Raw genomic sequence first — 26,434 nt, 5'->3', positions numbered from 1 at the left:
CGACGCCCCCGGCCGGCGACGGCCGGACCCGCCGCCGTGCCCGCGGGACCCGCGCCGGAGACCGTCCGGGCGGTGCGGCGCGTCCTGGCCGAGGGCGGCGCTCCCGACACGCTCGCGCCGCAGACCGCCGCGCTCCTCGGTGAGGGGGCGGAGGAGTCGCTGCGAGCGGACCCCTGGCAGCTGCTGCGGGTCGCCGGGGTGCGGCCGGAGCAGGCCGACGGGTTCGCCCGGGCGCTGCTCGGCGCGGAGTGCGGCCCGGACGACGAGCGGCGGGGGCGTGCGGTCACCGTCTGGCTGCTGGAGCAGGCGGCCCTGGCCGGGCACACGGCCCTGGAGCTGCCGCGGCTCACGGCCGCGCTGGCCCAGCGGGGCGTGCCGGATCCCGACGCCGCCGTGCAGAGCACCCTCGCCGAGGGCGAGGCCCTGGTCTTCCAGGACGCCCTGGAGGAGACCGGCGTCCGCCCGGACGACGCGGGCGCGGGGGCGGAGGGGGCGGACGAGGCCGAGGAGCGTCCGGTGCGGGTCCTGGTCGGCCTGGAGCGGTACGCGCTCGCGGAGGAGAGCCTCGCCGACGGTCTGGCCCGGCTGGTCGACTCGGTGCCGAAGCGGGACGGCGCGGCGGAGGACTGGGAGCGGGCCGCCGCGTCCGCGCAGGGTTCCACCGCCGACCTGATCCGTGCGGTCGCGGAGCACGGGCTGGTCCTGCACACCGGCGGGGAGGCGTCCCTGGCCGAACCGGCGGCCCTGCTGCGTACCGCGCACGGCCTCGGGCTGCGTGCCTGGGCCGCCGCGCACGGTCCGCTCGGTCGCGACCGCTTCGCCGCCCTGTCGGACGACCGGCCGGCGGCGCCGCGCCCGGGCTCGCCCGCCCCGGACGGCCCGGCCCCGGAGGGTCCGCGCGTCGTCACCCTGGCCGGGCTGCTGGCCGGGACCGAGGGGCCCGGGCGGGACGCGGACGGTGCGCTGGACCTCGATCTGCTCGTCGTGCTCGACGCGCCGCAGGTGGACGTCGAGACGGGCGCCCTGCTGGCGGAGTCCCTGCCCGACGGGGCACGGCTGGTGTTGGCCGGCGACCCGGACGTGCTGTGGTCCGCGGGTCCGGGGCGGGTCTTCGCGGATCTGCTGGCGGCGCGGATCTGCCCCCGGATCGCCTCCCGGCTTCCGGACCCGGGTCCGCTGGGCGAGCTGGTGTCCGGCATCGGCGTCGGCGAGCTGGGCCAGGTCGAGGCGCCCGGCAAGGAGGTCGTGATCGTGCCCGTGCGGGACGCGGGCGAGGCCGTGCACCGGACCGTGCAGCTCGTCGCGGACTCGGTGCCGCGGGCGATCGGCGTCCCCGCCGAGGAGACGCAGGTGATCACGCCGGGGCACGGCGGCGCGGCGGGCACGCGGGCGCTCAACGCGGCGCTGAAGGACCGGCTGAACCCGGGCCCCGGCCGCTTCGGCGGCTTCGACCCCGGCGACCGTGTCGCCTACTCCCCCGTGCCGGGCCGTACGCTGCCGGGCCGTGTGGTGAGGGCCGACGCCGACGGACTGCACCTGTCCTGCGCGGGTGAGGACGTCGTCGTCCCGAGGGAGCGGCTGGAGCGGACCGTGCGGCACGGCTGGGCGCTGACCGCGCACCAGGCGGTCGGCGGCCGCTGGCCCGCGGTGGTGGTGGTCCTGCCCGGCGACGCCGCACAGGCGCTCAGCCGCCCGTGGGTCTACACGGCGTTCGGGCGGGCCGCCCGTCATCTGTCCGTGGTGCACGGCGTGGACCAGGCGCTGCCCCGTGCCGTCGCCGAGGTGCGGGCCAGGCCGCGGACGACCCGGCTGCCGGCGCTGCTCGCTCCGCAGGTCCCGGTGAACGGCTGAGCCGTGGGGCGCGCGGGCGCTCCGCGCGGATACGACGGCGGCGGTCGCGGGGAACGCATCCCGTGACCGCCGCCGTGCGTGGTGGGCCGCTCAGTGGTCCGTCCGCAGCCGCTCCGGCTCGCCCTCCTCGTCGGGCCCCTCGTCCGGTTCCTCGTCCAGGTCCGTGTCGAGGTCCTCCTCCAGGTCCGGCACGTCGTCCTCGTCGTCGTCGAACTCGTCGTCGAAGACCGCGCTGACGTCGAAGCGGCAGACCACCTGTTGGGGGTCGACCTGGTCGAACGGCGCCTCCAGCCACTCGCCCGGCTCGGCGCTTTCGTCCGAGGCCGTCACCCAGAGTGTGGAGTCGCCCTCCTCCAGGCCGAACTCCTTGTGCCGGGAGGCGATCTCGTCCGCCTCGAACTCACCGAACAGGACGCCCAGCGCCCCGTGGACCGTGTCGGAGACGTCCGCGCCCACGCCCGCCTCGTCGTCGGCCGCCTCGATCCGCCGCGCCTGTGCCATCAGCCGCTGCGGCTCCACCACCGCGTAGTCGCGGCGGATCAGCACGCTCAGCGCGTTCGGTTCCTCGGGGCCCGTGTACGGCGGCGTCTCGTCGGCGCCGGGGATCTCGAAGGGAGTCACCTCGTCGTAGCGGTCGTAGAGCAGTTCGTCGTACGCCTCCGCGGCCGCGGCCAGCTCGTTGAACGCCTGGTAGACGGCCGGGTCGTCCTCCCCCGACCGGCGTTCGACCACGGCCAGGTGGCGGTCGAGCGCGGTCTTGACCGCCTCGGCGGCGGCGCGTACCTCGGCAGCGGTGGGCTGCGCAGCATCAGACATAGTGCAGACGCTATCCGTACCGGGCCCCAGCCCGCACAATAGATGCGATGCCGGAATACGAATTTGTCGACGTGTACGTGCCTCGCGGGGTCTCCCGCAAGGAGACGACCCGTCTGCTGACCGACCACGCCGAGTACGGACACTGGGAGTTGTACCGCCTGAGCCTGCTGCGCGACGGCAGCCGCAGGGTGCGGTTGCGGCGGCGGATCATCCGCCAGGTGCGCGCCACATGGTGACCGGTGCCCGGGGCGACCCGGGCACCGGTGGGAGAACCGGAGCGGACCCCGCCCACCGCGCGGGGTCCGGTCGGTGTACCGGTCCGCCGTGTCAGGCCGAGGCGCGCGCCCTGCGGTAGAGCACCGTGCCCGCGAGCAGCGCGCCCGCGCCCGCCGGCAGGGCGAGTCCCAGCGGCAGTTCGCTGCCGGTCTCGGCGAGCTGCGCGTCGCCCCGGGGCTGGGTGACGGTCTGGGCACCCGGCTGGTTGCCGTGCGAGGAGCCGCCCGGCGTCTCGTCGCCCGGGGTGCCGGGGTTTCCGGGGGTGCCGGGCTCACCGGGGTTGCCGGGCTCGCCAGGGTTACCGGGATTGCCCGGCTCACCGGGGTTACCGGGGTCGCCCGGCTCACCGGGATTGCCCGGCGGGGTGGTGCGGTCTCCGCCGCCCCCGTTGGTGCAGTCGTTGCCCGTGGCCGGGTTGAGGGCGCCGATGACGTCGACCGTGTTGCCGCAGACGTTCACCGGCACGTGGACCGGCGCCTCGACGTGGTTGCCGGAGATGATCCCGGGCGAGTCGGTGGCGTGGCCGCCGGCCTGCGCGCCCCCGTGCGAACCGCCGTGGTGGCCGGAGTCGCCGCCCCGGTCGGCGCACGCGTTGCCCATCGCCGGGTTGAGGACGCCGATGACGTCGACCGTGTTGCCGCAGACGTTCACCGGCACGTGCACGGGCGCCTGCACCGTGTTGCCGGACAGTACGCCGGGTGAGCCGGAGGCGGATCCGTGCGCCCCCGCGTCGGCGTGGGCGGCGCCGCCCACGGCGGCGAGCACGCCGGTGGCGGCCGCCATCGTCATCAGGCCCTTGCGGGTGACCTGTCGCATTTCCGAAATCCCTGCCTTGCCGTAGTCCCGTAGTGCCGGGAATTCCTTCGCCTCCGGCACTGGTGCACGCTGGATGTTCTTCGTCCCAAGAACGCGGCCCCGGAGCGCGTGGCGCGCGCTCCGGGGCCGACGGACTCAGACCCTCACGGGGCGAGACGCGACGTCACTTGTTGACGCACGCGTTGCCGAAGGCGGGGTTCAGCAGGCCGATCACGGAGATCGTGTTGCCGCAGACGTTCACCGGGACGTGCACGGGAACCTGGACGACATTGCCGGAAACGATGCCCGGGGAGTGGGCGGCGACGCCCTGCGCACCGGAGTCGGCGGCGGCCACGCCCGCGCCCGCGAGAACCAGACCACCGGTGGCAACCGCAGCGGCGACGACCTTCTTGAGCATTATTCCTCCTAGTTGGCAAAGGCGATCCGAGATTGCCGATCGCATCACCTGTAACGAGGAAGGAGTAATGAGGCTACGAGCTTATGAGCGCATTCACCCTTCCCGGTAACTACCCGCACGGGCGGTCGAATACGGGAAGGGTGAAGTCTCGTTTCAGCAGGCGTTCAGGACGCCTCGATGAACCTGTCGAGCACGCGCACGCCGAACCGCAGGCCGTCCACCGGCACCCGCTCGTCGACCCCGTGGAACATGCCCGCGAAGTCCAGCTCCGGCGGCAGCTTGAGCGGCGCGAAGCCGAAGCCGCGGATGCCGAGGTCGTCGAACGACTTGGCGTCCGTCCCGCCGGAGAGCATGTACGGGATGGCCTTCGCGGCCGGGTCCTCCGCCACCAGCGCGGACTGCATCGCGTCCACGAGGGCTCCGTCGAAGGTGGTCTCGACGGCCTTGTCGGAGTGGACGTCCTCGCGCCGCACGTTCGGTCCGAGGATCCGGTCGAGGTCGGCGAGGAACTCCTCCTCGTGTCCGGGCAGGAACCGGCCGTCGACGTGGGCGGTCGCCTCGCCTGGGATGACGTTGACCTTGTAGCCCGCGCCGAGCTGCGTGGGGTTGGCGGTGTTGCTCAGGGTCGCGCCGATGAGCTTGGCGATGCCGCCGAGCTTGGCGAGCGTCCCCTCCATGTTCTCGGGGTCCAGCTCGGTGCCGAGGGCGTCGCCCAGTTCGTCGAGGAAGGCCCGGGTGGTCTTCGTGACGCGGACGGGGAACCGGTGCCGGCCGAGGCGCGCGACGGCCTCCGACAGCTCGGTGATGGCGTTGTCGCGGTGGATCATCGACCCGTGCCCGGCGGTGCCGGCCACGGTCAGCTTCATCCAGTGCATGCCCTTCTCGGCCGTCTGGATCAGGTACAGCCGGCGCTGCTCGCTGACGGTGAAGGAGAAGCCGCCCACCTCGCTGATCGCCTCGGTGACGCCCTCGAAGAGGTGCCGGTGGTTGTCGACCAGGTGTCGCGCGCCGTACGTCCCGCCGGCCTCCTCGTCGGCGAGGAACGCCAGGACGATGTCCCGCGGGGGCTTGCGTCCGCTGCGCATCCGGTCGCGGACGACCGCGAGGGTCATCGCGTCCATGTCCTTCATGTCGACGGCGCCGCGTCCCCACACGCACCCGTCGGCGACCTCGCCGGAGAAGGGGTGGTGGGTCCAGTCGTCCGCGTTGGCCGGGACGACGTCGGTGTGGCCGTGGATGAGCAGCGCGGGCCGTGACGGGTCCTCGCCCTCGATCCGGGCCACCGTGGAGGCGCGTCCCGGGTGGGACTCGAAGATCTGCGGCTCGAGGCCCACCTCGGCGAGCTTCTCGGCGACGTACTCGGCCGCCTTGCGCTCTCCGGGGCCCGAGTGGTCGCCGTAGTTGCTGGTGTCGATCCGGATCAGCTCGCGGCAGAGGTCGACGACCTCGTCCTCGCCGGTGACGCTCCCGGCCGTGCCCGACTCGCTCACGTGCTTCCTCCCGCTGTCACTGCTGGTGGGTCCCCCTCATCCTCCCCCTCGGGCCGCCGGGGCCCAAGACCGGACCCGGCCCGTCACACGTCGTTCACGCCGGGGCGGGGGTGATCGGGCACCCTCGAAAGCCTGGTAATGTTTACGTCGTCGCCGCGGGGAACACCCCGCACGACAGACACCTTGTCCGGGTGGCGGAATGGCAGACGCGCTAGCTTGAGGTGCTAGTGCCCTTTATCGGGCGTGGGGGTTCAAGTCCCCCCTCGGACACCAGACGAGACCCCTGCTGAGCAGGGGTCTTCTGTTTTCCGGGGCGGCGTCCGAGCGGGCACAATGGCCGTCATGACCACGCGTTCCTGCCCGTGCGGGCTGCCCGAGGCGTACGAGAAGTGCTGCGGCCGTTTCCATGCGGGGGCGGCGGCCGCGCCGAGCGCCGAGGCACTGATGCGTTCGCGGTACAGCGCCTTCGTGAAGGGTGACGCGGGGTACCTGCTGCGGACGTGGCATCCGAGGACGCGGCCGGCGCGTCTCGACCTGGACCCGGGGACGCGGTGGACCGGGCTGGAGGTCCTGGACACGGCCGACGGATCCGCGTTCCACTCCACCGGCACGGTCACCTTCCGCGCCTCGTACCGCGGCGGCTCGCTGCACGAGCGGAGCCGGTTCGAGCGGGTCGACGGGGCGTGGGTGTACGTCGACGGGGAGTTCCTCGCCTAGGGTCCTGTTGCGAAAGCGGCCTCGTCGCCCGGCGGCGAGAGTGCGTGCCGGGCGTCGCGCGGCAGAGGCCACTTTCGCAACAGGCCCTGGGGCCCGCTACGGCGCCAGGATGTCCAGTTCCTGGAGGGCCCCGACCGTGATCTCGCGGGTCAGTCGCTCGGCGCTCTCGGCGTCCCGGGCGCGGACGGCCTCGGCGACCCGGACGTGCAGGGTGACGGCGGCCGGGTCGGGGTCCTCGAACATCACGTCGTGGTGCGTGCGACCGGCCAGGACCTCGGCGACGACGCCGCCGAGGCGGGCGAACATCTCGTTGCCGGACGCGGCCAGGATGACGCGGTGGAAGGCCACGTCGTGGAAGAGGTACCCCTCCAGCTTGTGGCCGCGCGAGTTGGCCACCATGCCGAGCGCGCACTCGGTGAGCTCGGCGCACTGCTCCGGGGTGGCGTTCCTGGCGGCCAGTCCCGCGGCGACCGGTTCGATCGCCGACCGCAGCACGGTCAGCGAGCGCAGCTGGCGCGGGCGGTCGGCGCCGGCCAGGCGCCAGCGGATGACCTGCGGGTCGTAGACGTTCCACTCGCACTCGGGCAGGACGGTCACGCCGACTCGGCGGCGCGACTCGACCAGGTGCATGGACTCCAGTACGCGGACGGCCTCGCGCATCACGGAGCGCGACACCTCGAAACGCTGCGCCAGCTCGTCCGTCCGCAGGACGCTGCCCGCGGGGTACTCGCCCGCGGTGATCGCGGGGCCGAGGGTGTCCAGTACGCGGCCGTGCAGCCCCCGGCCCGGTGTGCTCATGCACTCAGCGTACGGGGCGCGTCACGGGAACAAAAAGTCAGACTTATACATCACACACTCTTGAATTCGTCGTACCTAATGGGTTTCAGTTGCCTGGACATCACGTGTCGACGAAGACAGCGAGAGTGCGATGCAGCAACTGCACACCCCCCACGTCGTCGTGGTCATGGGCGTAGCGGGCACCGGGAAGACCACCATCGGCCCCCTGCTCGCGGCCCGGCTCGGCGTTCCCTACGCCGAGGGCGACGACTTCCACCCGCCGGCCAACATCGCCAAGATGACGGCCGGGACCCCGCTCACCGACGAGGACCGCTGGCCCTGGCTGGACGCCATCGGTGGCTGGGCGCACGGGCGGGCCGGGCTCGGCGGGGTGGTGAGCAGTTCGGCGCTCAAGCGGTCGTACCGCGACCGGCTGCGGGCCGCCGCTCCCGGTGTCGTCTTCGTCCACCTCACGGGCAGCCGCGAGCTGATCGAGGACCGGATGTCGCACCGCGAGGGGCACTTCATGCCGACGGCCCTGCTCGACTCCCAGTTCGCCACGCTCCAGCCGCTCCAGCCGGACGAGGCGGGGGTCGCGGTGGACGTGGCCGGCAGCCCCGAGGAGATCACCGAGCGGGCGGCGAACGCCCTCAAGGACCTCCCCGAACCGGCCCTGTGACCCGGTGGCCCGGTAGCGGGCCGACCCCCCACGACCTTCCCCGGGGCCGTGCCACCACCGGTGTGCACGGCCTCGTCTCCCCCCGAATCCCCATCACCGCAAGGGAATCACCGTGACCAGACTCAGCGTCGAGATGCTGGCAGCGGACACCGCCGAGCCGATCACCTCCGCCGGCCATGCCCAGCTGGGCATCGCCGTGCTGTTGGGCATCGCCGTCATCGTCCTGCTCATCACCAAGTTCAAGCTGCACGCCTTCCTGTCCCTGACCATCGGGACGCTGGCGCTCGGCGCGTTCGCCGGGGCTCCGCTGGACAAGGTCATCGCCAGCTTCACCGCCGGACTCGGCTCGACGGTCGCGGGCGTCGGTGTCCTGATCGCCCTCGGCGCGATCCTCGGCAAGATGCTCGCCGACTCCGGCGGCGCCGACCAGATCGTGGACACCATCCTGGCCAAGGCGAACGTGCGGTCGATGCCGTGGGCGATGGTGCTGATCGCCTCCGTCGTCGGGCTGCCGCTGTTCTTCGAGGTCGGCATCGTGCTGCTGATCCCGGTCGTCCTGATGGTCGCCAAGCGCGGCAACTACTCCCTGATGCGCATCGGCATCCCGGCGCTGGCCGGTCTGTCCGTGATGCACGGCCTGGTCCCGCCGCACCCCGGCCCGCTGGTCGCGATCGACGCGGTCGGCGCCAACCTCGGGGTGACCCTGGCGCTCGGTGTCCTGGTGGCGATCCCGACGGTGATCATCGCCGGTCCGGTGTTCTCGAAGTACGCGGCCCGCTGGGTGGACGTCCCCGCCCCCGACCGCATGATCCCGCAGCGCGCCTCCGAGACGCTGGAGAAGCGTCCGAGCTTCGGTGCCACCCTCGTCACGATCCTGCTGCCGGTCGTGCTGATGCTCGCCAAGGCGCTCGTCGACATCATCGTCGACGACCCCGACCAGCTGGTGCAGCGCGTCTTCGACGTCGTCGGCTCGCCGCTGATCGCCCTGCTCGCCGCCGTGATCGTGGGCATCTTCACGCTGCTGCGACCCGCCGGCTTCGCCAAGGACCGCGTCTCGGGCCTGGTCGAGAAGGGGCTCGCGCCCATCGCGGGCATCCTGCTGATCGTCGGCGCGGGCGGCGGCTTCAAGCAGACGCTGATCGACTCCGGTGTGGGCCAGATGGTCCTGGAGATCTCCGAGGACTGGTCGATCCCGGCGCTGCTGCTGGCCTGGCTGATCGCGGTGGCGATCCGGCTGGCGACCGGCTCGGCGACGGTGGCGACCGTCTCGGCGGCCGGTCTGGTGGCGCCGCTGGCGGCCGACATGTCGACGACCCACGCGGCCCTGCTGGTCCTGGCCATCGGCGCCGGCTCGCTCTTCTTCAGCCACGTCAACGACGCCGGCTTCTGGCTGGTGAAGGAGTACTTCGGCCTGGACGTCGGCCAGACCGTCAAGACCTGGTCCGTCATGGAGACGATCATCTCGGTGGTCGGGGGCGGTCTGGTCCTGCTGCTCTCCCTGGTCATATAGCGGCCGTATAGCGGTACGCACGGCGACGGCGCCCGTTCCCGGTCCACCGGGGGCGGGCGCCGTCGTCGTGCGTACTGATCGCGCGGCTAGGACGCCTCGCCGGCCGCCCGGTCCAGCTGGAAGGCCTCGTTGCCCAGGCCGATGCGGGCGTGCCGCTCGGGGGCGCGGGCCCGCAGGACCAGGCCCTGCACCAGGCCACCGGCCGCGGCGAGGCCGATGATGCCGGGCAGGACCCAGGTCAGGGCCGAACCGGGACCGGCGCCGGCGAGGACGTCGAAGTCCTTCACCGTGTACCCGGCGATCACCAGCAGGGCGAGGCCCGCGACGGCGGAGGCCGCCAGGCGGACGCCCTGGGTGCCGGCGGCGCCGCGGCGGACGAAGAAGGCGACCACGGAGAACGAGGCCGCCGCCATCAGCACGATCACCCCGAGGGCGCCGATGTTGCCGCCCCAGGTGAACAGGTGCAGGACCGGTTCGGTCGGGTCGCCGGCCGGCCTGTCGTCGGCGATCGCGAAGCCGGCGACCACGACGGCGGACACGGCGGTCTGGAGCAGCGAGCCGGTGCCGGGCGCGCCGCTGGTGCCGCTGGTGCGTCCGAAGGCGGCGGGCAGCAGACCCTCCCGGCCCATGGCGAAGGCGTACCGGGCGACGACGTTGTGGAAGCTGAGCAGGGCCGCGAACATGCCGGTCACGAAGAGCACGTGCAGGACGTCGGTGAAGGTGGAGCCGAGCCGGGACTCGGTGAGGAAGAAGAGCAGTCCCGCGCTCTGTTCCTGCGCGGTGCCGACGATCCGGTCGGGGCCGGTGGCGACGGTCAGGGCCCAGCTGCTGAGCGCGAAGAAGACGGCGACGCCGCCGACGGCGAGGAACATCACGCGCGGCACCAGGACGTGCGGCCGGCTGGTCTCCTCCGCGTACACGGGCGCCTGCTCGAAGCCGAGGAAGGCGGCGATGCAGAAGCACAGTGCGGTCCCGACCCCCGCCCCGGTCAGCGTGTCGGGGTCGAAGGCGTGCAGCGACAGCCCCTGGGCGCCGGGGTCGGCGACGGCGGCGACGTCGAACACCACCACCAGCGCCACCTCGATGAGCAGCAGCACCCCGAGCACGCGCGCGTTGACGTCGATCTTCAGCCAGCCCAGCGTGCCGACCGCCAGCACGGCCAGCAGCGCGGGGATCCACCAGGCGACCTCGAGGTCGGCGTAGGTGGCGAGGAGGCCGGAGACCTCGAAGCCGAAGATGCCGTAGATGCCGACCTGGAGGGCGTTGTAGGCGACCAGCGCGACGAGGGCGGCGCCCGCGCCGGCGGTGCCGCCGAGGCCGCGGGAGATGTACGCGTAGAAGGCGCCCGCGTTGTGGACGTGGCGGCTCATCTCGGCGTAGCCGACGCTGAACAGGATCAGCACCACGCCCAGGATCACGAAGAGCAGCGGCTGCCCGACGATGCCCATCACCGCGAACGTGGTGGGCATGACCCCGGCGACCACCATGAGGGGTGCGGTGGCGGCGAGGACGGACAGGAGCAGGCCCCCCGTGCCCAGCCGGTCCGCGCGCAGCGCCCGCTCCTCCCCCTTGAAGGTGCTGATGCCGCCGTCGCTCGTGGATCCGCTCGTGCGCGAACTGCCCGTGGCCATCGGGGGAACCGTCCTCACTGTGGGGTGTCGGGGTGTCGGGGTGTCAGGTCGTGCCCAGCGCGTCGGCTCGGGCGGCACGGAAGGCGGGGTGGGAGTCGCGGTCGGGGTACGACCAGGGAGCGGGTGTGGCGTGCTCGCCGATGCGGTGGAACAGGGCGGCGGCCTCGGCGCCGCGGCCCTCGCAGGACTTGGCGTGCGCGAGGAAGTTGAGGTCGATCAGGCGGCGCGGGTGGCCGTCCTGCTCCCACTCCAGCCACCAGTCGAAGGCCGCCTTCATCACCAGCCTGGCCCGGCGGTCGGCCCAGTGGCCGGACGCCCGCGGGTCGGTGGACACGTGTCCGGCGGCGGCCAGCACCCGGTAGCGCTCGGCGTGGGCGACCACCGGCAGGACGGCCAGCGGGGAGTCGGCGGGGGCCTGTTCGGAGGCCCAGTCGGCGAAGTCGTAGACCTCGTGGAACGGGTCCGGGTCGTCGTCGCGGCGTTCGGCGAGCCGGGCCACCATCAGATGGTGGGCGTGGTGGTGGTCGGCGTACCGGCCGCGCACCTGTTCGAAGGCGCGGACGGTCTCGTCGTCCGTGCCGAGCGCGCGCTCCAGCAGGAGCAGTCCGAGCCAGGGAGTGGGATCGGCGGGCACGAGCACCGCGGCGTCCCGGCACGCCTCCCGGGCCCTGTCCGGCTTCTCCTTCCCGCGCAGGGCGCGGTGGACGAGGGCCAGGGAGAGCAGGACCCGGGCGTCGGCGGAGTCGGGCTCGGCGAGCAGCCACTCGCGGGCCCAGGCGGCGCAGTAGGTCTCCTTGGCGAGGACCGTGACCCGGTGTCCGCGGCGGTCCCAGTCGTCACCCGTGTGGACGAGCAGGGACCGGGCGGACTGCCAGCGCCCCTGGGCCAACGCGGTCCGCGCGGTGACGAGTTCGGCGTCGTCGAGCGCTTCGTCGAAGGGCTGGGCCACGCGTCTGCGGCCGCGGCCGAGGGGAGGCGGGGGTGGGGGCACCGCGGGAACTTCCTCACGCGACCCGGTCGGTCGTCGTAGCCGGTCTGCCATGTACTGATCACGCACAGCAAACCGGCAGCCAAGGCTCGACGTCAAGGCCCGCAGCGTCGTTACACGCGTCAACTGCCGTTACTGGAAGGGAACTTGTCGTCCGTGTCGCCGTGTCCCGGTGGTGCCGGCCACCCGGATGCGGGCACTCGCCCGGCGCACCGGGCCCGCCCGCACTAGAGTCGGTTCCCACGCACCCCGTGGCCCGGCCTGACGATCGAGGTACGCAGCGTGTCGGTTCTGGTTCTGGTTCTCGCCGTGAGCGCCGCGTGCTGCCTGGGCTTCGGGTTCGTCCTCCAGCAGAACGCGGCCCAGCGCGCCCCGCTGGGCGACTTCCTCTCCCCGCGCCTGCTGCTCGACCTGATGCGGGTGCCGTGCTGGCTGGGCGGCACGGGTCTGATGGTGGCCGGGATGGTGATGGGCGCGATCGCGCTGGCCGACGGCGAGGTCACCCTGGTCGAGCCCCTCCTCGCGACGAACCTGCTCTTCGCCCTGGCCCTCTCCCGCGTACGGACCCGGCAGCCGCTGGGCCGTCAGGGCTGGGCGGGCCTCGCCCTGCTGGCCGGCGGGGTCAGCGCGTTCGTCGTGGCGGGCGAGCCGCGCGGCGGCGGCGCGGTGACCGACCCCGTGCGCCACTGGGTCGTCTTCGGCGTGGTGCTCGGCCTCGCCCTGCTGCTCACGGCGTGCGCCGGTCGGGTGCGGCTGACCTGGGGACCGGCGCTGCTGGCGCTGGCCGCGGGGCTGGTGTACGGGGTGCAGGACGCGCTGACCCGGGTGAGCGGACAGCGCTTGTCGGTGGGCGGCCCGACGGGACTGCTGACCGGTTGGCAGCCGTACGCGGTGCTGGTGCTCGGCGTCACCGGCCTGATCCTGGTGCAGAGCGCGTTCGAGACGGCGCCGCTGCGCAGGTCGCTGCCCGCCCTGACGGCGGCCCAGCCGCTCGCGGGCATCGCCTGCGGGGTCGGTTTCCTCGGCGACCGGCTGCGGACCGACGTCGGGGCGCTGGCGTGGGAGGCGGGCGGTCTCGCGGCGGTGGTGACGGGCATCGTGCTGCTCGGGATGCATCCGGCGATGCCGCAGGGCACGGGCGAGCACGGCCCGGCGCGGGACCTGCAACGGCGCTGACGCCGGTCCCGTCGGCCGCTGCTTGGATGGGGGCATGAGCGCTGACGAGATCCTCGACGTCGTCGACGAGAACGACCGGGTGACCGGGCAGGCCCGGCGGGGTGACGCGTACGCCCGGGGGCTGCGCCACCGCTGCGTGTTCGTGCGGGCCCGGGACGCGCGGGGCCGCGTCTTCGTCCACCGTCGCACGCCGACGAAGCTGGTCTTCCCGTCCCTGTACGACATGTTCGTCGGCGGGGTGGTGGGGGCGGGCGAGTCCTACGACGACGCGGCGTTGCGGGAGGCGGAGGAGGAGCTGGGGGTGCGGGGGCTCGCGCGACCGGAGTTCCTCTTCAAGTTCCTGTACGACGACGGTGCCGGGCGGACGTGGTGGTCGGCGGTGTACGACGTGCGCGTCTCGTCGCGCGTGGCCCCGCAGGTGGAGGAGGTGGCGTGGTGGGGGTTCCTGGAGGAGGCGGAGGTGGAACGGCGGCTCCGGGAGTGGGAGTGGGTGCCGGACGGACTGGCGGCGTATGCGCGGCTGCGGGCCCGGCGGGGGGAGGGCGCGTGAGGTGACCCGACGCGGACGGGGTGCCGACCGTGCACGCGGGGCGGGGGTGGGTTCATGTGGCCCGGGGCCACGGGGCGCCTCCCCCCGGAAGGACACCCCGGCGCCACGGGGCGCCTCCCCCCGGAAGGACACCCCGGCGCCACGGGGCACCCTCCCCCGGAAGGACACCCCGGCGCCACGAGGCACCCTCCCCCGGAAGGGACACCCCCGGCGCCCGCCCCACCGCCGGAGGCCGACGCACAGGCGCCCCAGACATCCCGTCCACGCGCCGCACGTCGCCCGATAGGGTCCCCGCGTGATCGCATTCGTACGGAATCTCCGGCTCTGGTTCGCGCCCGAGGAGGTGCGGCAGGAAGGCGGGACGCCCGACTACCGGTTCTCGCTGGCCAACGAGCGCACCTTCCTGGCCTGGCTGCGCACCGCCCTCGCCCTGATCGGCGGCGGATTCGCGGTGGACCAGTTCCTGCCCGACCTGCGCTGGGGCTGGCGGATCGGGCTCGCCCTCGCGCTCCTCGCGGCCGGCGTCCTGTGTTCCCTGCGAGCCGTCAACCACTGGGTGCGCTGCGAGCGGGCGATGCGCCGCGGTGAGGACCTCCCCGTCTCCCGCTTCCCGGCGCTGCTCGGCCTCGTGGTCGCCGTGGTGGCCCTCGCCATGGTCGTCGTGGTCCTCGTCGGGTGGGAGGGATGAGCGCGGCTCCCGGCCCCCGCCCCGGCACCGCCCCGGAACGGGACCCCGGGCTCCAGCCCGAGCGCACCCGGCTCGCCTGGCGCCGCACGACCCTGTCCGGCACCGTCGTCACCGTGCTCGCCGTGAAGGCCGCGCTGCACGGGGGCCCGACGCCCTCCGCGATCGTCGCCGCGGCGCTGTGCTGCGCGTTCTGGCTGGTCCTCCTGGGCGTCGCCCACCGCCGCATCGGCGCCCTCGCCTCGGCGAGCAGGCCCCCGGTCGTCGCCCCCGGCAACGCCACGGCGGCCGCGCTGTGCACGGTGGGGCTGGCGGTGTGCGGTACGGTCCTGGTCCTCTAGGACGCGGCCGGCGTCCCCTCCGCCTCCCGGCCCACCGCCACCACGGTCTTCCCCCCGCGTCCGCCCGTCCGCCCCCTCGCTCCGCCGGTGCGCGTCCGCCGCCCGCCGGGAGCCGCCGGCCCGGGGTGGCCCCGATCACGTTGCGCTCGCCCACTGGACGCCATACCGACCGGTCGGCATCATGAGTCGGGTACTGTTCGCCTGCCCGAGGAGCGCCGATGAGCCCCGACCACCCGCCCGGACTCGATCTCGACCGGCTGCGTGCCCTGCTCGCCCGCGAGCGGCCCGGCCTGGTGAGCGGCCCGTTGTCCGGCCGGCTGATCGAGGGCGGCCGCTCGAACCTCACCTACGCGGTCTCGGACGGCGCCTCGAAGTGGGTCGTGCGGCGCCCCCCGCTCGGCCACGTGCTGGCCACCGCGCACGACATGAGGCGCGAACACCGGGTGATCAGCGCCCTGCACCCGACGGACGTACCGGTGCCGCGCCCGGTGCTGCTGTGCGAGGACGAGGAGGTCCTCGGGGCGCCCTTCTACGTCATGGAGTTCGTCGAGGGCACCCCGTACCGCACCGCGGACCAGCTCGCCCCGCTCGGCCCCGAGCGCACCCGGGCCGCCGTGCTGAACCTGGTCGACACGCTCGTCGGACTGCACGCGGTGGACCCCGCCGCGGTGGGCCTCGGGGACTTCGGCCGCCCCGAGGGCTTCCTGGACCGCCAGCTCCGCCGCTGGGCCAAGCAGCTGGACGCCTCCCGCAACCGCGACCTGGCCGGCATCGACGAGCTGCACGCCACGCTCGGCCGGGAGCTGCCCCGCTCCCCCGCGCCGGCCGTCGTGCACGGCGACTACCGGCTCGACAACGTCCTGATCGGCGGCGAGGACGACGAGATCAGGGCGATCCTCGACTGGGAGATGTCCACGCTCGGCGACCCGCTCACCGACCTCGGTCTCCTCGTCATGTACAGCCAGCCGCTCGGCATGCCCGACTCCCCCGTCTCCACCACGGCCCAGGCGCCCGGCCATCCCACCCCCTCCGAGCTGATCGAGCGGTACGCCGCGCGCTCGGGGCGCGACGTGTCCTCGGTCGCCTGGTACACGGCGTTCGCCTGGTTCAAGCTCGCCGTGATCCTGGAGGGCATCCACTACCGCTACACACTGGGCCGGACGGTCGGCCGCGGCTTCGACCGCATCGGCGAACTCGTCCCCGTCTTCATCGAGCACGGCCTGACCACCCTTCAGGAAGGCTGAACCGCCATGGACTTCGCGTTCGACGCACGCACCGAGGAACTCCGCGCCAGGCTGCTCGCCTTCATGGACGAGTACGTGTACCCCGCCGAGCAGGTCGCCCACGAGCAGCGTGCCCTCCTCGCCTCCCCCTGGGACACCCCGCAGGTCGTGGAGGACCTCAAGGCCGAGGCCCGCCGTCAGGGCCTGTGGAACCTCTTCCTCCCCGACGCCGAGTACGGTGCCGGCCTCACCAACCTCCAGTACGCGCCGCTCGCCGAGATCACCGGCCGCAGCCCGCAGCTGGCACCGACGGCGACGAACTGCGCGGCGCCCGACACCGGGAACATGGAGGTGCTGGCCCAGTTCGCCGACGAGCGGCAGAAGAAGCAGTGGCTCGAACCCCTGCTCGCCGGTGAGATCCGCTCGGCGTTCGCGATGACCGAGCCGGACGTGGCCTCCTCGGACGCCACGAACATCACCACGCACATCGAGCGCGACGGTGACGAGTACGTCATCACGGGCCGCAAGTGGTACATCTCCGGGGCGATGAACCCGGACTGCCGGATCTTCATCGTGATGGGCAAGACGGACCCGGACGGCGAGGACATCCGCCGCCAGCAGTCGATGGTGCTGGTCCCGCGCGACACGCCGGGCGTGACCGTGAACCGGGCGATGCAGGTCTTCGGCTACGAGGACCACTACCACGGCGGCCACGCCGAGGTGACCTTCGACCACGCGCGCGTGCCGGTGTCGAACCTGATCGGCGAGGAGGGCGGCGGCTTCGCCATCGCCCAGGCCCGGCTCGGTCCCGGCCGGATCCACCACTGCATGCGGCTGATCGGCATGGCCGAGCGGGCGATCGAGCTGATGTGCCGGCGCGCGACCTCCCGCACGGCCTTCGGCAAGGCACTGGCCCAGCAGGGCGTCGTGCAGAACTGGATCGCGGACGCGCGGGTCACCGTCGAGCAGCTGCGGCTGCTGGTGCTGAAGACCGCCTGGCTGATGGACACCGTCGGCAACCGGGGCGCCCACACCGAGATCCAGGCCATCAAGATCGCCACGCCGCGCGCGGTGGTGGGCATCCTCGACCGGGCGATCCAGTTGCACGGCGCGGGCGGCGTGAGCCAGGACTTCCCGCTGGCCGAGCTGTACGCCGGTGCCCGCACGCTGATGCTCGCCGACGGCCCGGACGAGGTGCACCAGCGCTCGCTGGCCCGCCGGGAGATCAAGAAGTACCTCTAGTAGCCGCCGGAGTAGTGATGGTCCGTGTGCACGAGAGCACGGACGAACGCGACGAAACGGGACCACGGTGAAGGTCTGCGAGTCATGCCCTCAGGCTGGCTCGCGGACCGGCCGCCGGTCCAACAGATCGTTTCGCTGCGGCCCATCTCTAGAATAGATGGATGGAGATCCGCCAGCTCCGCCATTTCATGGCGGTCGTCACCGAAGGCAGCTTCACCGCCGCCGCACGCCGCGAGCTGATCGTGCAGTCGGCGCTCAGCACCTCGGTCCGCAACCTCGAACGTGAGCTGGGCGCCGACCTGTTCGACCGCACCGGCCGCCGGGTCGTGCTGACGGAGGCGGGCCGCGTCCTGCTGCCGCAGGCCCGCGCGCTGCTGGCCGGCGCCGAGGAGGCCCGGCAGATGGTCGCGGCGGTGACGGGGCTGGCCACCGGCCGGGTGGCCATCGGCACGATCCAGACGCTGACCTGCGTGGACCTGCCCGCCGAACTGGCCACGTTCCACCGCCGGTTCCCCGGTGTCCAGGTGTCGGTGCGGGACGCGCCGGTCGGCGAGCTGGCCGAGGCGCTGCGCGCGGGCGAGCTGGACCTCGCCTACCTCGTGCCGGACGCGGGCAGCCTGCCCGAGGGGCTCACCCCGTACGCGTCCTGGCAGGAGGAACTGGTGCTGATCACCGCTCCGGGGCATCCCCTCGCCGAGGCCGGGCGGACGTTGATCAAGGACCTCGCCGAGGAACCGTTCGTCGACTTCCGCGCGGGCACCGGACTGGAGACGGCGGTGCGGCGTCTGGCCGCGCACTGCGGTCTGGAACGCCGCATCACCTGTGACGTCACCCAGATCGGGCTGCTGGTCGACCTGGTGCGGGCCGGGATCGGGGTGGCGTTCGTGCCGCGCCGGATCGGCGAGCGGGCCGGGCTGCCGTGCGTGGCGGTCCGGCAGCCGGAGCCGGGCCGTACGGTCGTGCTGGCCGGGCGCGGGCCGCGGCCGCGCAATCCCGCGGCGGCGGCCCTGGCCGATCACCTCACGGGCAGGCTCACGGACGCAGCGCCCGCAGCAGCAGGTCGGCCAGGTGGTCGGCCACTTCCTGCGGGCTGAGCGGGCCGTCGGGGCGGTACCAGGTCGACAGGTGGTGCACGGAGCCGAAGTGGTAGTCCACGACGAGGTCGGCCGGGACCTCCTTGGTGAAGACACCGGCCCGCTGCCCCTCCTCGATGAGCGCCCGGAAGCGCTCGTGGTAGCGCCGGCGCTCGGCGCGCACCTGCTTGTTCTTCTCCGGGCTCAGCTGGTGCATGGAGCGGAAGAAGATCGACGCGTCGTCGAGGTTGTCGATGGTGGTGACGACCACGTCGGCCGCCGCGTCGCGCACCCGCTCCTCGACCGGCCCGTCGGAGTCCGCGTAGGCGTCCAGGCGTTCCTGCTGGAGGCGCAGGACGCGCGCGTACACCTCGTGCAGGAGGTCGTCCTTGGATCCGAAGTAGTGGTAGAGCGCGCCCTTGGTGACGCCGGCCGCTTCCACGATCTCCTGCACCGAGGTGCGGTCGTAGCCCTGCTCCGCGAAGAGCCGGGTGGCGGCGGCCAGGAGCCGCTGCGGCACCGGAGTGCCGTCCCCGTCCGTGGTCCTGGGCACTGCCGTCACCTGCCTTTCCGTTGTCTCACTGTCCGTCGTCGTGCGTACGGGAACGCAGTTCCCGACGGAGGATCTTCCCACTCGCCGTCTTCGGCAAGTCGGTCAGGATCTCCACCTGACGCGGGTACTTGTAGGCGGCCAGTCTCTCCTTGCAGTACGCGGCCAGCGCGTCCGGGTCGGCGTCGGCGCCCGGGCGGAGGCTGATGTAGGCCTTGACGGTCTCCCCGCGGTACCCGTCGGGGACGCCGACGACGGCGGCCTCGCGCACCGCCGGGTGGGTGTAGAGGACGTCCTCGACCTCGCGGGGCCAGACCTTGAAGCCGGAGGCGTTGATCATGTCCTTCTTGCGGTCGACGACGTAGAGCCAGCCCTGTTCGTCGACGAAGCCGATGTCGCCGGTGCGCAGCTCGCCGCCGGGGAAGGTCTCGGCGGTGGCGTCGGGGCGGCGCCAGTAGCCGGGGACGACCTGCGGGCCGCTGACGACGATCTCGCCCTGCTCGCCGAAGGGCACCTCCTCGCCCTGCTCGTCCACGATCCGCACGACCGTCTCGGGGCCGGGCACGCCCACGGCGAGGGTCCCGGAGACCGGGTCGACGGGTGCCTCCAGGTGGGGCGGTACGGAGGCGCAGGGCGCGGTGCACTCGGTGAGCCCGTAGCCGTTGTGGATGTACGGGCCGAAGCCCGCGCGGAACTTCTCCACCAGGGCGGGCGGCAGCGGGGCGCCGCCGGAAGAGATGGTGGCGAAGGACGCGAAGTGCTCGCGGGTGACGGAGGGGTGGGCGGCCAGGGCCATGAAGGCGGTGGACGGGCCGACCGTGTAGTGCGGCCGGTGCTCGGCGAAGGCGTCCAGGACGACGCCCGCCTCGAAGCGGTACGCCAGGACGAGGGTGCCCGCGCTGTTCAGGCAGGCGCCGAACTGGCAGACCATGCCGGTGATGTGGAACAGCGGCGCCAGCGCGAAGTAGACGGGTGCCTCGGGCAGGCCGAGGCCGGTGCGCTGCCGTTCGGCGTTGTACATGATGTTGCGGTGCGTGTTGGTGGCGCCCTTGGGGGTGCCGCTGGTGCCCGAGGTGTAGCTGATGAGCGCGGTGCCGTCGGGCTCGGGGTCGCGGCCCCCGGGTGCCTGGTGGCCGGCGCGGGCCGCCTCGGTGAGGTCGTCGGCGTCCTCGGTCCGCGGCAGCCGCTCGAAGGTCAGCACGCGGGCGTCGCCGCGGGTCTGGAAGTCCAGCTCACAGGCCGTGAGCACGATCCGCACCGGCGAGTCGGCGGCCGCCCCGCGCAGGTACGCCTCCCAGGCCCGGTCGGAGCAGATCAGGGCGGCGACCTCGCCGTCGCGCAGGACGTGGCCGACCTCCCCCGACTTGTACATGGGGTTGACCGGCACGACGACCGCGCCCGCCTTCCAGGCGCCGAGGACGGCGAGCACGAAGTGCGGGGAGTTCTGCAGCAGGACGGCGACCCGGTCGCCGCGCTCCAGGCCGCGGGCGGCGAGGTGCCCGGCGACGGAGTCGCTCAGCTCGTCCACCTCGCGGTAGGTGAGGCGGCCGTCGAAGTAGGCGAGGAAGGGGCGGTCGGGCACCTCGGCCACGGCCCGGCGCAGGGCGTGCACCAGGGAGGCGTCCGGGGCGATCGGGGCTTTCTGGACGTCGGTGAGGAGGTCCAGCCAGGGCTTGGCCGCGTAACGGGAGCCGGTCATCGCGCCGTCCCCTCCTCCCACTGGCGCTGGAGGCGGTTCATGCCGCGCAGCCAGCGTTCGGGTTCGGCGGCGCGGGCCTGGTAGTACGCGGCGACCTCGGGGTGCGGCAGGATCAGGAAGCGGTCCTTCTCGATGCCCTCGAACAGGGCGTCGGCCACGTCCTCGGGCGCGATCGCGGTCGGCGCGAGCACCAGCTCGCCCGCGCTGCCGCTGGCGGTGAGCATGTCGGTGCGCACGCCCTGCGGGCAGACGGCGTGCACCTTGACGCCGCGGTGGCGGTAGGTGAGGGACAGCCACTCGGCGAAGGCGTACGCGCCGTGCTTGGTGACGCTGTAGGGGGCGGCGCCGATCATGGTGAGCAGTCCGGCCGCCGAGACGGTGGAGACGAAGCGTCCGCTGCCGCGTTCCAGCCAGTCGGGGATCAGCGCGTGGGCCGCGCGGACGTGGGCCATGACGTTGACGTCCCAGGCGAGCGCCCACACGGCCTCGTCGGCCGCCTCCGAGCCGCCGGAGCCGACACCGGCGTTGGCGCAGTAGACGTCCACCGTGCCGCCCAGCGCGTCGCGGGCCTCGGTGACGACCGCGGAGGCGTCCCCGGGGACCGCGATGCCGCCGATCTCGTCGGCGACGGCCTTCGCCCGTCCGGCGTCCAGGTCGTTGACGACCACCCGGGCCCCCTCGGCCGCGAAGCGGCGGGCCAGCGCGGCGCCGATGCCGCCTCCTGCCCCGGTGACGACGACTCCGGCATCCTGCACGGCTTCCACCATCGGTCTCCTTCGACACGGCTCGGGCGCTGCCGATCGACAGACTAACCAGTCGGTATGCCAGGCGGAAGAGGTGAACCGCGGTCCGGGTCGTTCCGTGGGGCCCGGGCCGCGGGTTAGCGTGCGTGCGCATGACACCCGCCGCGATCACGGAGGTCACCGCATGACGCTGTCCCGACGGACCCTGCTCGCCACCACGGCCGCGGTGGCGGCCACCGCCTCGGCCACCGGCGCCGGCCCGGCCCAGGCGGCCCCCTCGGGCGGTGGCCGGGGCGGCGGCCACCGGTTGCGCACCGGCTTCGAGCGGCTGGCCGACGACGGCTACGCCCTGCTGGACGGCGAGCGGGTCGGCATCGTCACCAATCCCACCGGCATCACCCGGGACGTGCGCCACATCGTGGACGTGATGCACGCCGACGGCCGGGTGAACCTGACGGCCGTCTTCGGTCCCGAGCACGGCTTCCGCGGCACCGCGCAGGCCGGCGGCTCCGAGGGGCACTACGAGGACCCGGCGACCGGGCTGCCGGTCTACGACACGTACCTGAAGAGCGGGCAGCCGCTCGCGGACGTCTTCACGGCGTCCGGGGTGGACACCGTCGTCTTCGACATCCAGGACGTCGGCGCGCGCTTCTACACGTACATCTGGACGCTGTTCGACTGCATGGAGGCGGCCGCGCTCGCGGGCAAGCGGTTCGTGGTGCTGGACCGGCCGAACCCGGTGACCGGGCGGGCGGCCCTGGGGCCGGTCCTGCACGAGGAGTTCGCCACCTTCGTCGGGCGGCAGCCGATCGCCCAGGCGCACGGCATGACGGTCGCCGAGCTGGCGCTGCTGTTCAACGGCGAGTTCCTGCCGTCGCCCGTGCCGCTGGAGACCGTCACGATGACGGGCTGGAAGCGGTCGGATTTCTACGACGCCTCCGGGCTGCCCTGGGTGCCGCCCAGCCCGAACATGCCGACGCCGGAGTGCGCGCTGGTGTACTCGGGGACGTGCCTGTTCGAGGGCACGAACCTGTCGGAGGGTCGCGGCACCACCCGCCCGTTCGAACTGCTCGGCGCCGAGGGGATCGACGGGCGCTGGGCCGCCGCCGCGAACGAACTGGGCCTGCCCGGCGTGCGGTTCCGCGAGGCGTACTTCGCGCCCACGTTCTCCAAGTTCCAGGGGAAGACGGTCGGCGGTGTGCAGCTCCACGTGCACGACCGGGCCGCCTTCGACCCGGTGCGCACCGGGATCGCGCTGCTGGTGACCGCGAAACGGAGCTGGGACGGCTTCGCCTGGCGGTCGGACAACTGGATCGACAAGCTCACCGGGTCCACACAGGTGCGCACGATGATCGACGCGGGCGCGGACACCGACGAGGTGGTCGGCGCCTGGCAGCGGGAACTGGCGGCGTTCCGCGGGACACGCCGCCAGTACCTGCTCTACCGCTGACCGCGGTGCCGGCCGGTCACCGGTGGGACGTGAACTCCACGACCTGCTGGTAGGTCGGCCGGTTCTGCCAGCTGATGCCGCCGTGCTTGATGCCGCCGAGGGTGCGGTGGATCACCGAGTCGGCGCACCACTGGTCGCCGGCCCTGCAGGTGTCGTCGCCGGGATACACCTGGGCTGCCGTGCGGCCCGCGGCCTCCTTCAGGGTGGAGACCAGGGTGTCCCGGCAGGCGGGGAGGTCGCCGGCGCCGCAGTACTCCCGCGCGAGCGGGCCCTCGACGGACTCGCCGAGCACGGACCGGACGTCCTTGTCGACATAGCTCCACCAGCCGTACTGGAAGGCGCTGCCGGCGTGGGCGCCGGTGGGGCCGTGGGCGGCGGACGGGGACTCGTCGACGGGCAGGTTGCGGGTGAAGGCGGTGTACAGGTCGGTGCCGAGGCCGCCTTCGAACTCGGCCTTCACCAGCAGCGGCCACCAGGCGTCCAGGGTGCGGATCGCGTCGGCGTGGGCGTACTTCTTCGCGCCCGCCGAGGTCTCCGTGCGCAGACCGCCCGCCGACAGCCAGGCCTTGAGCCCGTCCACGGCCGTCCTGGCGGCGGGGTCGGTCACGGGCGCGGACTCGATCACCTTCAGCAGGTCGGGCACGACGTCCTCGGCCCGCAGGTCGGCGAGGGCCGCCTCGGTCATGGCCTTGACCAGCGCGGTGCGGGTGACGCCGCCGTCGGCGACCAGCTTCTTCACGCGGTCGTCGAGGAGGTCGCCGCGGTGGACGGAGCCGTTGCCCCAGGAGGCGGCGGGGTAGTCCTTGGCCTGCTTGTTGTTCCAGGAGACGTAGTAGTCCTGGTCGATGGAGTGCGGGTGGGCGGACGGCCCGGTGTAGCGGGCGGTGTTGGCGGCCGGGTCCCAGCCCTGCCACTCGTACGCCGACCGGGCCCAGACGGGGAACTCTGCGTCGACGCCGTTCGCGCGCACCGGGTTGTCGCCGCTGTTGTAGTACGCGGTGTGCTCGGCGTCGGCGTAGAACCAGTTGAAGGTGTAGTTGATGTGCTGGACGGCGCTCTGGAAGCGTTCGGGGCCGGTGAGGTAGTCCGGGTCGTTGAGCATCTGGAAGCCGATGATGGAGTCGGCCTCGTGCAGGTAGGAGGAGCGCAGGGTGGTGTAGGCGACCTTCTTGCCGCCGACGGTGGCCCGGGACTCGACGGGGCCGTACTTGGTGCGCCAGACGCGCATCGTGTACGAGCCGGCCGCGGTGGAGTCGGCGACGGTCGGCTTCCAGGCGTTGTGCCGCTCGACCTTCTCCATGGGCGTGCAGGTGCCGCGGTAGAGGTAGTGGTGGTCGTCCTGGCACAGCTCGACCGCGTAGGTGTCGATGATGTCCTGGCCCGAGGTGGTGGCGCTCCAGGCGTAGTCCTGGCCGCGGCCGAGCTCGACGTACATGCTCAGGCCCGCGAAGGAGGCGCCGCGGGCGCTCAGGCCCGGGCCCTGGAGTTCCTGGAGCATGAGCAGCTGGGGGGCGAAGTAGCCGGTCTGCGGGCCGAACACGGCGACCGGGTGGCCGCTCGCGGTGTGCTTCCCGCTGACGACGAGGGCGTTGGACATGCCGCGCCGGGCCGAGGTGACGGCGGCGTCCGCCGCCGTGGCGCTCGCGCCGGTCGCGCCCGCCGTGGCCGCGCCGCCGGTGCGGTCGTACACCAGGGGCTCGGCCTCGACCGACCCGGCGTCCGGCAGGGCGCGGCCCTGCGGGTCGTCCGGCGTGGGCAGGTACGGGAAGCTGCCGTCGTGCTGGGTGAGGACCGCCTCGGGGTCGTTGCGCTGGCGGAAGGACTCCCAGACCTTCGTGCCCTCGGCGACGCCGTACTTCTCCTGGGCGGCGAGCAGGGAGAGCGCGTTGTTCACCTCGCCGCCGCCGCCGGCGCCGAAGAGGGAACCGATGACGGAGGCCAGCGCGACCAGGTCGGTGCGCCGGAAGTGCTCGATGGTGCCGGCGTTGGTGAGGGCGTCCTTGTGGCCGGTCAGCACGTACTCGCCGGGGAAGTAGCGGCCCTTGTCGGAGGCGTCGATGTAGGCGTTGACGCCGGCGACGTAGGCGTCCACGTCGGCCAGGGCCTGCTCGCCGCGCTCGCCGGCCCTGGCGGCGGCGCTCTCGATCTGCGCCTCCAGGTCGTCCTCGGTGTAGGGGGCGCTGCGCCAGAACTGCTGCTCCAGGCCCTGGTTGGCGGGGGCGCCGCCCGCGAAGGACGTCAACTGGCCGCGTCCGACGTGCCGGAAGAGGTCCATCAGCCACAGCCGGTCCTGGGCCGCGGCGTAGCCGGCGCCGAACTCGGTGCCGTAGCGGGTGGTGCCGGTGATGTGCGGCACGCCGGTCCTCTTGTCGCGGACGATCGTGACGTCGTCGCGTCCGGCGGGGCGGACGGTGGAGGCGACCTGGTCGGCGGGGACGCCGAAGGAGGCGTCGTTGAAGAACGTGTTGATCTTGTCGTTGGTGAGGCCCCGGTAGCCGGTGGCGAGGTTCGCGTAGGGGCCGAGCTGGTCCTCGGCGTGCGCGGGCTGGGTGCCGAAGGCCTGGTTGAGGAGGATCTGGGCGAGGGTGGCGTTGCCGTTCTGGCCGGGCGGCAGGATGTCGGAACACTGGCCGCCGCAGTGGTCGTCGGCTGTCGCTCGCGCGGTGGTGGTGCCCGTGTCGGCGGCCACCGCGGGGGAAAGCGGTGACAAAAGACCGGCGATGAGGGCGCATAGCGATGCGCTCTTCAGGAACCCGTGGAAGCCGCGGGGAGTTCTCAGTCTGTCAAGGGCGTTGCGTGGGGTGCGCCATGGCATGGCAGCTCCTCCCGACGAGGGTGGGCCCGGACGTTACCGCCGGTATCCCCGCGTTGGAAGGTGAACATGCGTCACTTTCCGGAGCGGCCGCGGTCGGTTCGTGGGAGGTGCCGGAGATCGGATGGAGCCGAATCGCGTGTCGATACGTCTACTCGGCGACGTCGGGAGGACGACTTGGTACGACGACGCCGAAGTGACCGAAGTGCAGGTGCAGGTGTGACGGAGGTGCAGGGCGATGGCCGGTTTCCGGAGTCTGGCGAGACAGGTCCGCGATCCGCGGTGCGACCTGGCGCTACGGCGCTATTCGCTGCGCAAGTGCCTTGAGCGGTTCGCCCCTTACGGGCACAGGGCGACCTGGGACCATCTGTGCTCGCGGGCCGGGTTCGGCCCCGAGGACCGCTCCCCCGACCCGGCGCGGCTCGTGGCCGCACTGGAGGAGCTGGAGGAGGCGCGTTCGGTGTGGCTGGCCTACGAGGCGGGGTTCGCCGCACGGCGCAGGAAGGAGAAGCACGACGGGCTGCGCAGGCCGGGCAGCGTGGACGACTGGCACCGGTTGACCTGGGGCGGGTTCGGGGTGGCGTGGTGCGACGACCCCCGGGTCCATCCCGACGGGCCGCTCGCGGAGGTGCTGCGCCGGCTGATCTCGGCGCTGGAGCGCGAACCGGGGGCGGTGTGCCCGGTGTGCGACGGGGACCGGCTGGTCTGGAAGTACGACCTGGACCACGAACCGTCGACGGGCCCGGTCTGCACGGACTGCGGGATCCTGGTGCCGCGGCCGGTGCTGACCCCCAAGGCCCTGGCGGACGCCCGGCGTGAACGGCTGCTGATGTCGGCGTGACGGGCCGCCGGGGGTGCGCCGGGGGAAGCCGCGCCCCCGGCGGCCCGTGCCGGACCACGGCCTGCGGGTGCCGGCAGTGACACCCCGTGCCCCGCGCCCCG

Annotated in this window: 25 protein-coding genes and 1 tRNA gene; 15 read left to right on the top strand and 11 right to left on the bottom strand. The window is 73.0% G+C overall.

The annotated features are described in order from the left end of the window. The coding region (locus JHAT_RS31210) for an ATP-dependent RecD-like DNA helicase (RefSeq protein ID WP_077801649.1) at window positions 1-1,851 on the top strand (1,851 nt) is incomplete at its 5' end. Between the two features lie 90 nt (window positions 1,852-1,941). Here the strand turns inward: JHAT_RS31210 and JHAT_RS31205 are convergent. Beyond that, window positions 1,942-2,667 (bottom strand): hypothetical protein, encoded by a 726-nt coding sequence (locus tag JHAT_RS31205; protein WP_077801647.1) that lies wholly within the window; start codon window positions 2,665-2,667, stop codon window positions 1,942-1,944. A gap of 47 nt (window positions 2,668-2,714) precedes the next feature. Between JHAT_RS31205 and JHAT_RS31200 the strand changes: the two genes are divergently transcribed. Then, on the top strand, window positions 2,715-2,903 hold the full coding sequence (locus JHAT_RS31200) for a DUF5703 family protein (RefSeq protein WP_027758838.1): 189 nt from the start codon (window positions 2,715-2,717) through the stop codon (window positions 2,901-2,903). A 91-nt stretch (window positions 2,904-2,994) separates the two neighbouring features. Here the strand turns inward: JHAT_RS31200 and JHAT_RS31195 are convergent, their stop codons facing one another. From JHAT_RS31195 to JHAT_RS31185, 3 genes are all read right to left on the bottom strand, one after another. After that, window positions 2,995-3,759 (bottom strand): chaplin, encoded by a 765-nt coding sequence (locus tag JHAT_RS31195; RefSeq protein ID WP_077801646.1) that lies wholly within the window; start codon window positions 3,757-3,759, stop codon window positions 2,995-2,997. A gap of 163 nt (window positions 3,760-3,922) precedes the next feature. Further along, window positions 3,923-4,156, bottom strand: a complete 234-nt coding sequence (chpH, locus tag JHAT_RS31190; RefSeq protein ID WP_077801645.1) for a chaplin ChpH — start codon at window positions 4,154-4,156, stop codon at window positions 3,923-3,925. Window positions 4,157-4,320: 164 nt separating this feature from the next. After that, on the bottom strand, window positions 4,321-5,646 hold the full coding sequence (locus tag JHAT_RS31185; RefSeq protein ID WP_077801644.1) for a M20/M25/M40 family metallo-hydrolase: 1,326 nt from the start codon (window positions 5,644-5,646) through the stop codon (window positions 4,321-4,323). 185 nt (window positions 5,647-5,831) lie between these two features. Between JHAT_RS31185 and JHAT_RS31180 the strand changes: the two genes are divergently transcribed. After that, window positions 5,832-5,919 (top strand) — tRNA-Leu (locus JHAT_RS31180). A 69-nt stretch (window positions 5,920-5,988) separates the two neighbouring features. Continuing rightward, entirely contained in the window at window positions 5,989-6,363 is a 375-nt protein-coding gene (locus JHAT_RS31175) for a YchJ family protein (RefSeq protein ID WP_077801648.1), read from the top strand. A 96-nt stretch (window positions 6,364-6,459) separates the two neighbouring features. Here the strand turns inward: JHAT_RS31175 and JHAT_RS31170 are convergent, their stop codons facing one another. Continuing rightward, entirely contained in the window at window positions 6,460-7,161 is a 702-nt protein-coding gene (locus tag JHAT_RS31170; RefSeq protein WP_077801643.1) for a FadR/GntR family transcriptional regulator, read from the bottom strand. Window positions 7,162-7,291: 130 nt separating this feature from the next. Between JHAT_RS31170 and JHAT_RS31165 the strand changes: the two genes are divergently transcribed. Both JHAT_RS31165 and JHAT_RS31160 read left to right on the top strand, forming a co-directional pair. Beyond that, on the top strand, window positions 7,292-7,819 hold the full coding sequence (locus tag JHAT_RS31165) for a gluconokinase (protein WP_077801642.1): 528 nt from the start codon (window positions 7,292-7,294) through the stop codon (window positions 7,817-7,819). Between the two features lie 112 nt (window positions 7,820-7,931). After that, a complete protein-coding gene (locus tag JHAT_RS31160; RefSeq protein WP_077801641.1) occupies window positions 7,932-9,329 on the top strand; it encodes a GntP family permease in 1,398 nt (465 codons plus the stop codon). A gap of 86 nt (window positions 9,330-9,415) precedes the next feature. On the opposite strand, the gene JHAT_RS31155 is transcribed toward JHAT_RS31160, so the two are convergent. Next, on the bottom strand, window positions 9,416-10,960 hold the full coding sequence (locus tag JHAT_RS31155; RefSeq protein ID WP_077801640.1) for an APC family permease: 1,545 nt from the start codon (window positions 10,958-10,960) through the stop codon (window positions 9,416-9,418). 43 nt (window positions 10,961-11,003) lie between these two features. After that, a complete protein-coding gene (locus JHAT_RS31150) occupies window positions 11,004-11,951 on the bottom strand; it encodes a hypothetical protein (RefSeq protein WP_077801639.1) in 948 nt (315 codons plus the stop codon). Window positions 11,952-12,230: 279 nt separating this feature from the next. On the opposite strand from JHAT_RS31150, the gene JHAT_RS31145 reads away from it, so the two are divergent. From JHAT_RS31145 to JHAT_RS31115, 7 genes are all read left to right on the top strand, one after another. Then, complete coding sequence (locus tag JHAT_RS31145; protein ID WP_077801638.1) at window positions 12,231-13,124, top strand: DMT family transporter; 894 nt, start codon at window positions 12,231-12,233, stop codon at window positions 13,122-13,124. Between the two features lie 34 nt (window positions 13,125-13,158). Continuing rightward, entirely contained in the window at window positions 13,159-13,674 is a 516-nt protein-coding gene (locus tag JHAT_RS31140) for an NUDIX hydrolase (RefSeq protein ID WP_171991146.1), read from the top strand. A 295-nt stretch (window positions 13,675-13,969) separates the two neighbouring features. Then, window positions 13,970-14,362 carry a YidH family protein gene (locus tag JHAT_RS31135; RefSeq protein ID WP_077801636.1) on the top strand — a complete coding sequence of 131 codons (393 nt, stop codon included), beginning with the start codon at window positions 13,970-13,972 and terminating at the stop codon, window positions 14,360-14,362. After that, on the top strand, window positions 14,359-14,700 hold the full coding sequence (locus JHAT_RS31130) for a DUF202 domain-containing protein (RefSeq protein WP_077801635.1): 342 nt from the start codon (window positions 14,359-14,361) through the stop codon (window positions 14,698-14,700). Before JHAT_RS31135 ends, JHAT_RS31130 begins: the two co-directional genes overlap by 4 nt. A gap of 218 nt (window positions 14,701-14,918) precedes the next feature. Further along, the gene (locus JHAT_RS31125; RefSeq protein ID WP_077801634.1) at window positions 14,919-15,944 is read left to right on the top strand and encodes a phosphotransferase family protein; all 1,026 of its coding nucleotides are present in this window, start codon (window positions 14,919-14,921) and stop codon (window positions 15,942-15,944) included. A gap of 6 nt (window positions 15,945-15,950) precedes the next feature. Next, window positions 15,951-17,165, top strand: coding sequence for an acyl-CoA dehydrogenase (locus tag JHAT_RS31120; RefSeq protein WP_077801633.1), 1,215 nt, complete (start codon window positions 15,951-15,953; stop codon window positions 17,163-17,165). Window positions 17,166-17,326: 161 nt separating this feature from the next. Then, a complete protein-coding gene (locus tag JHAT_RS31115; protein WP_077801632.1) occupies window positions 17,327-18,259 on the top strand; it encodes a LysR family transcriptional regulator in 933 nt (310 codons plus the stop codon). On the opposite strand, the gene JHAT_RS31110 is transcribed toward JHAT_RS31115, so the two are convergent. Genes JHAT_RS31110 through JHAT_RS31100 form a run of 3 tightly spaced genes read right to left on the bottom strand, consistent with a single transcriptional unit; the run spans window position 18,198 to window position 21,254 of the window. Next, a complete protein-coding gene (locus JHAT_RS31110; protein ID WP_077801631.1) occupies window positions 18,198-18,791 on the bottom strand; it encodes a TetR/AcrR family transcriptional regulator in 594 nt (197 codons plus the stop codon). The two genes, JHAT_RS31115 and JHAT_RS31110, sit on opposite strands and share 62 nt — an antisense overlap. A gap of 25 nt (window positions 18,792-18,816) precedes the next feature. Then, a complete protein-coding gene (locus JHAT_RS31105; protein WP_077801630.1) occupies window positions 18,817-20,487 on the bottom strand; it encodes a class I adenylate-forming enzyme family protein in 1,671 nt (556 codons plus the stop codon). Then, on the bottom strand, window positions 20,484-21,254 hold the full coding sequence (locus JHAT_RS31100; protein ID WP_077801629.1) for an SDR family oxidoreductase: 771 nt from the start codon (window positions 21,252-21,254) through the stop codon (window positions 20,484-20,486). Before JHAT_RS31100 ends, JHAT_RS31105 begins: the two co-directional genes overlap by 4 nt. Before the next feature lie 160 nt (window positions 21,255-21,414). On the opposite strand from JHAT_RS31100, the gene JHAT_RS31095 reads away from it, so the two are divergent. Next, on the top strand, window positions 21,415-22,680 hold the full coding sequence (locus JHAT_RS31095) for an exo-beta-N-acetylmuramidase NamZ domain-containing protein (protein ID WP_171991145.1): 1,266 nt from the start codon (window positions 21,415-21,417) through the stop codon (window positions 22,678-22,680). A gap of 16 nt (window positions 22,681-22,696) precedes the next feature. Here JHAT_RS31095 and JHAT_RS31090 read toward each other — a convergent pair whose 3' ends face one another. Next, on the bottom strand, window positions 22,697-25,495 hold the full coding sequence (locus JHAT_RS31090; protein WP_171991144.1) for a penicillin acylase family protein: 2,799 nt from the start codon (window positions 25,493-25,495) through the stop codon (window positions 22,697-22,699). Window positions 25,496-25,730: 235 nt separating this feature from the next. Between JHAT_RS31090 and JHAT_RS31085 the strand changes: the two genes are divergently transcribed. Continuing rightward, entirely contained in the window at window positions 25,731-26,333 is a 603-nt protein-coding gene (locus tag JHAT_RS31085) for a hypothetical protein (RefSeq protein ID WP_077801626.1), read from the top strand. The last annotated feature ends 101 nt before the right edge of the window (window positions 26,334-26,434 follow it).

Source organism: Streptomyces sp. JHA26 (assembly GCF_002005565.1).
GTDB lineage: Bacteria > Actinomycetota > Actinomycetes > Streptomycetales > Streptomycetaceae > Streptomyces.
Note: the sequence above shows the minus strand (reverse complement) of the source record. Positions and strands in the feature narration are given on the sequence as shown.

Excerpts from the sequence above, each read along its gene's own strand:
- JHAT_RS31205 (WP_077801647.1), bottom strand. The coding sequence starts at position 2,667 with ATGTCTGATGCTGCGCAGCCCACCGCTGCCGAGGTACGCGCCGCCGCC.
- JHAT_RS31200 (WP_027758838.1), top strand. The coding sequence starts at position 2,715 with ATGCCGGAATACGAATTTGTCGACGTGTACGTGCCTCGCGGGGTCTCC.
- JHAT_RS31195 (WP_077801646.1), bottom strand. The coding sequence starts at position 3,759 with ATGCGACAGGTCACCCGCAAGGGCCTGATGACGATGGCGGCCGCCACC.
- chpH (WP_077801645.1), bottom strand. The coding sequence starts at position 4,156 with ATGCTCAAGAAGGTCGTCGCCGCTGCGGTTGCCACCGGTGGTCTGGTT.
- JHAT_RS31175 (WP_077801648.1), top strand. The coding sequence starts at position 5,989 with ATGACCACGCGTTCCTGCCCGTGCGGGCTGCCCGAGGCGTACGAGAAG.
- JHAT_RS31170 (WP_077801643.1), bottom strand. The coding sequence starts at position 7,161 with ATGAGCACACCGGGCCGGGGGCTGCACGGCCGCGTACTGGACACCCTC.
- JHAT_RS31165 (WP_077801642.1), top strand. The coding sequence starts at position 7,292 with ATGCAGCAACTGCACACCCCCCACGTCGTCGTGGTCATGGGCGTAGCG.
- JHAT_RS31155 (WP_077801640.1), bottom strand. The coding sequence starts at position 10,960 with ATGGCCACGGGCAGTTCGCGCACGAGCGGATCCACGAGCGACGGCGGC.
- JHAT_RS31140 (WP_171991146.1), top strand. The coding sequence starts at position 13,159 with ATGAGCGCTGACGAGATCCTCGACGTCGTCGACGAGAACGACCGGGTG.
- JHAT_RS31130 (WP_077801635.1), top strand. The coding sequence starts at position 14,359 with ATGAGCGCGGCTCCCGGCCCCCGCCCCGGCACCGCCCCGGAACGGGAC.
- JHAT_RS31125 (WP_077801634.1), top strand. The coding sequence starts at position 14,919 with ATGAGCCCCGACCACCCGCCCGGACTCGATCTCGACCGGCTGCGTGCC.
- JHAT_RS31120 (WP_077801633.1), top strand. The coding sequence starts at position 15,951 with ATGGACTTCGCGTTCGACGCACGCACCGAGGAACTCCGCGCCAGGCTG.
- JHAT_RS31115 (WP_077801632.1), top strand. The coding sequence starts at position 17,327 with ATGGAGATCCGCCAGCTCCGCCATTTCATGGCGGTCGTCACCGAAGGC.
- JHAT_RS31105 (WP_077801630.1), bottom strand. The coding sequence starts at position 20,487 with ATGACCGGCTCCCGTTACGCGGCCAAGCCCTGGCTGGACCTCCTCACC.
- JHAT_RS31100 (WP_077801629.1), bottom strand. The coding sequence starts at position 21,254 with ATGGTGGAAGCCGTGCAGGATGCCGGAGTCGTCGTCACCGGGGCAGGA.
- JHAT_RS31095 (WP_171991145.1), top strand. The coding sequence starts at position 21,415 with ATGACGCTGTCCCGACGGACCCTGCTCGCCACCACGGCCGCGGTGGCG.
- JHAT_RS31090 (WP_171991144.1), bottom strand. The coding sequence starts at position 25,495 with ATGCCATGGCGCACCCCACGCAACGCCCTTGACAGACTGAGAACTCCC.
- JHAT_RS31085 (WP_077801626.1), top strand. The coding sequence starts at position 25,731 with ATGGCCGGTTTCCGGAGTCTGGCGAGACAGGTCCGCGATCCGCGGTGC.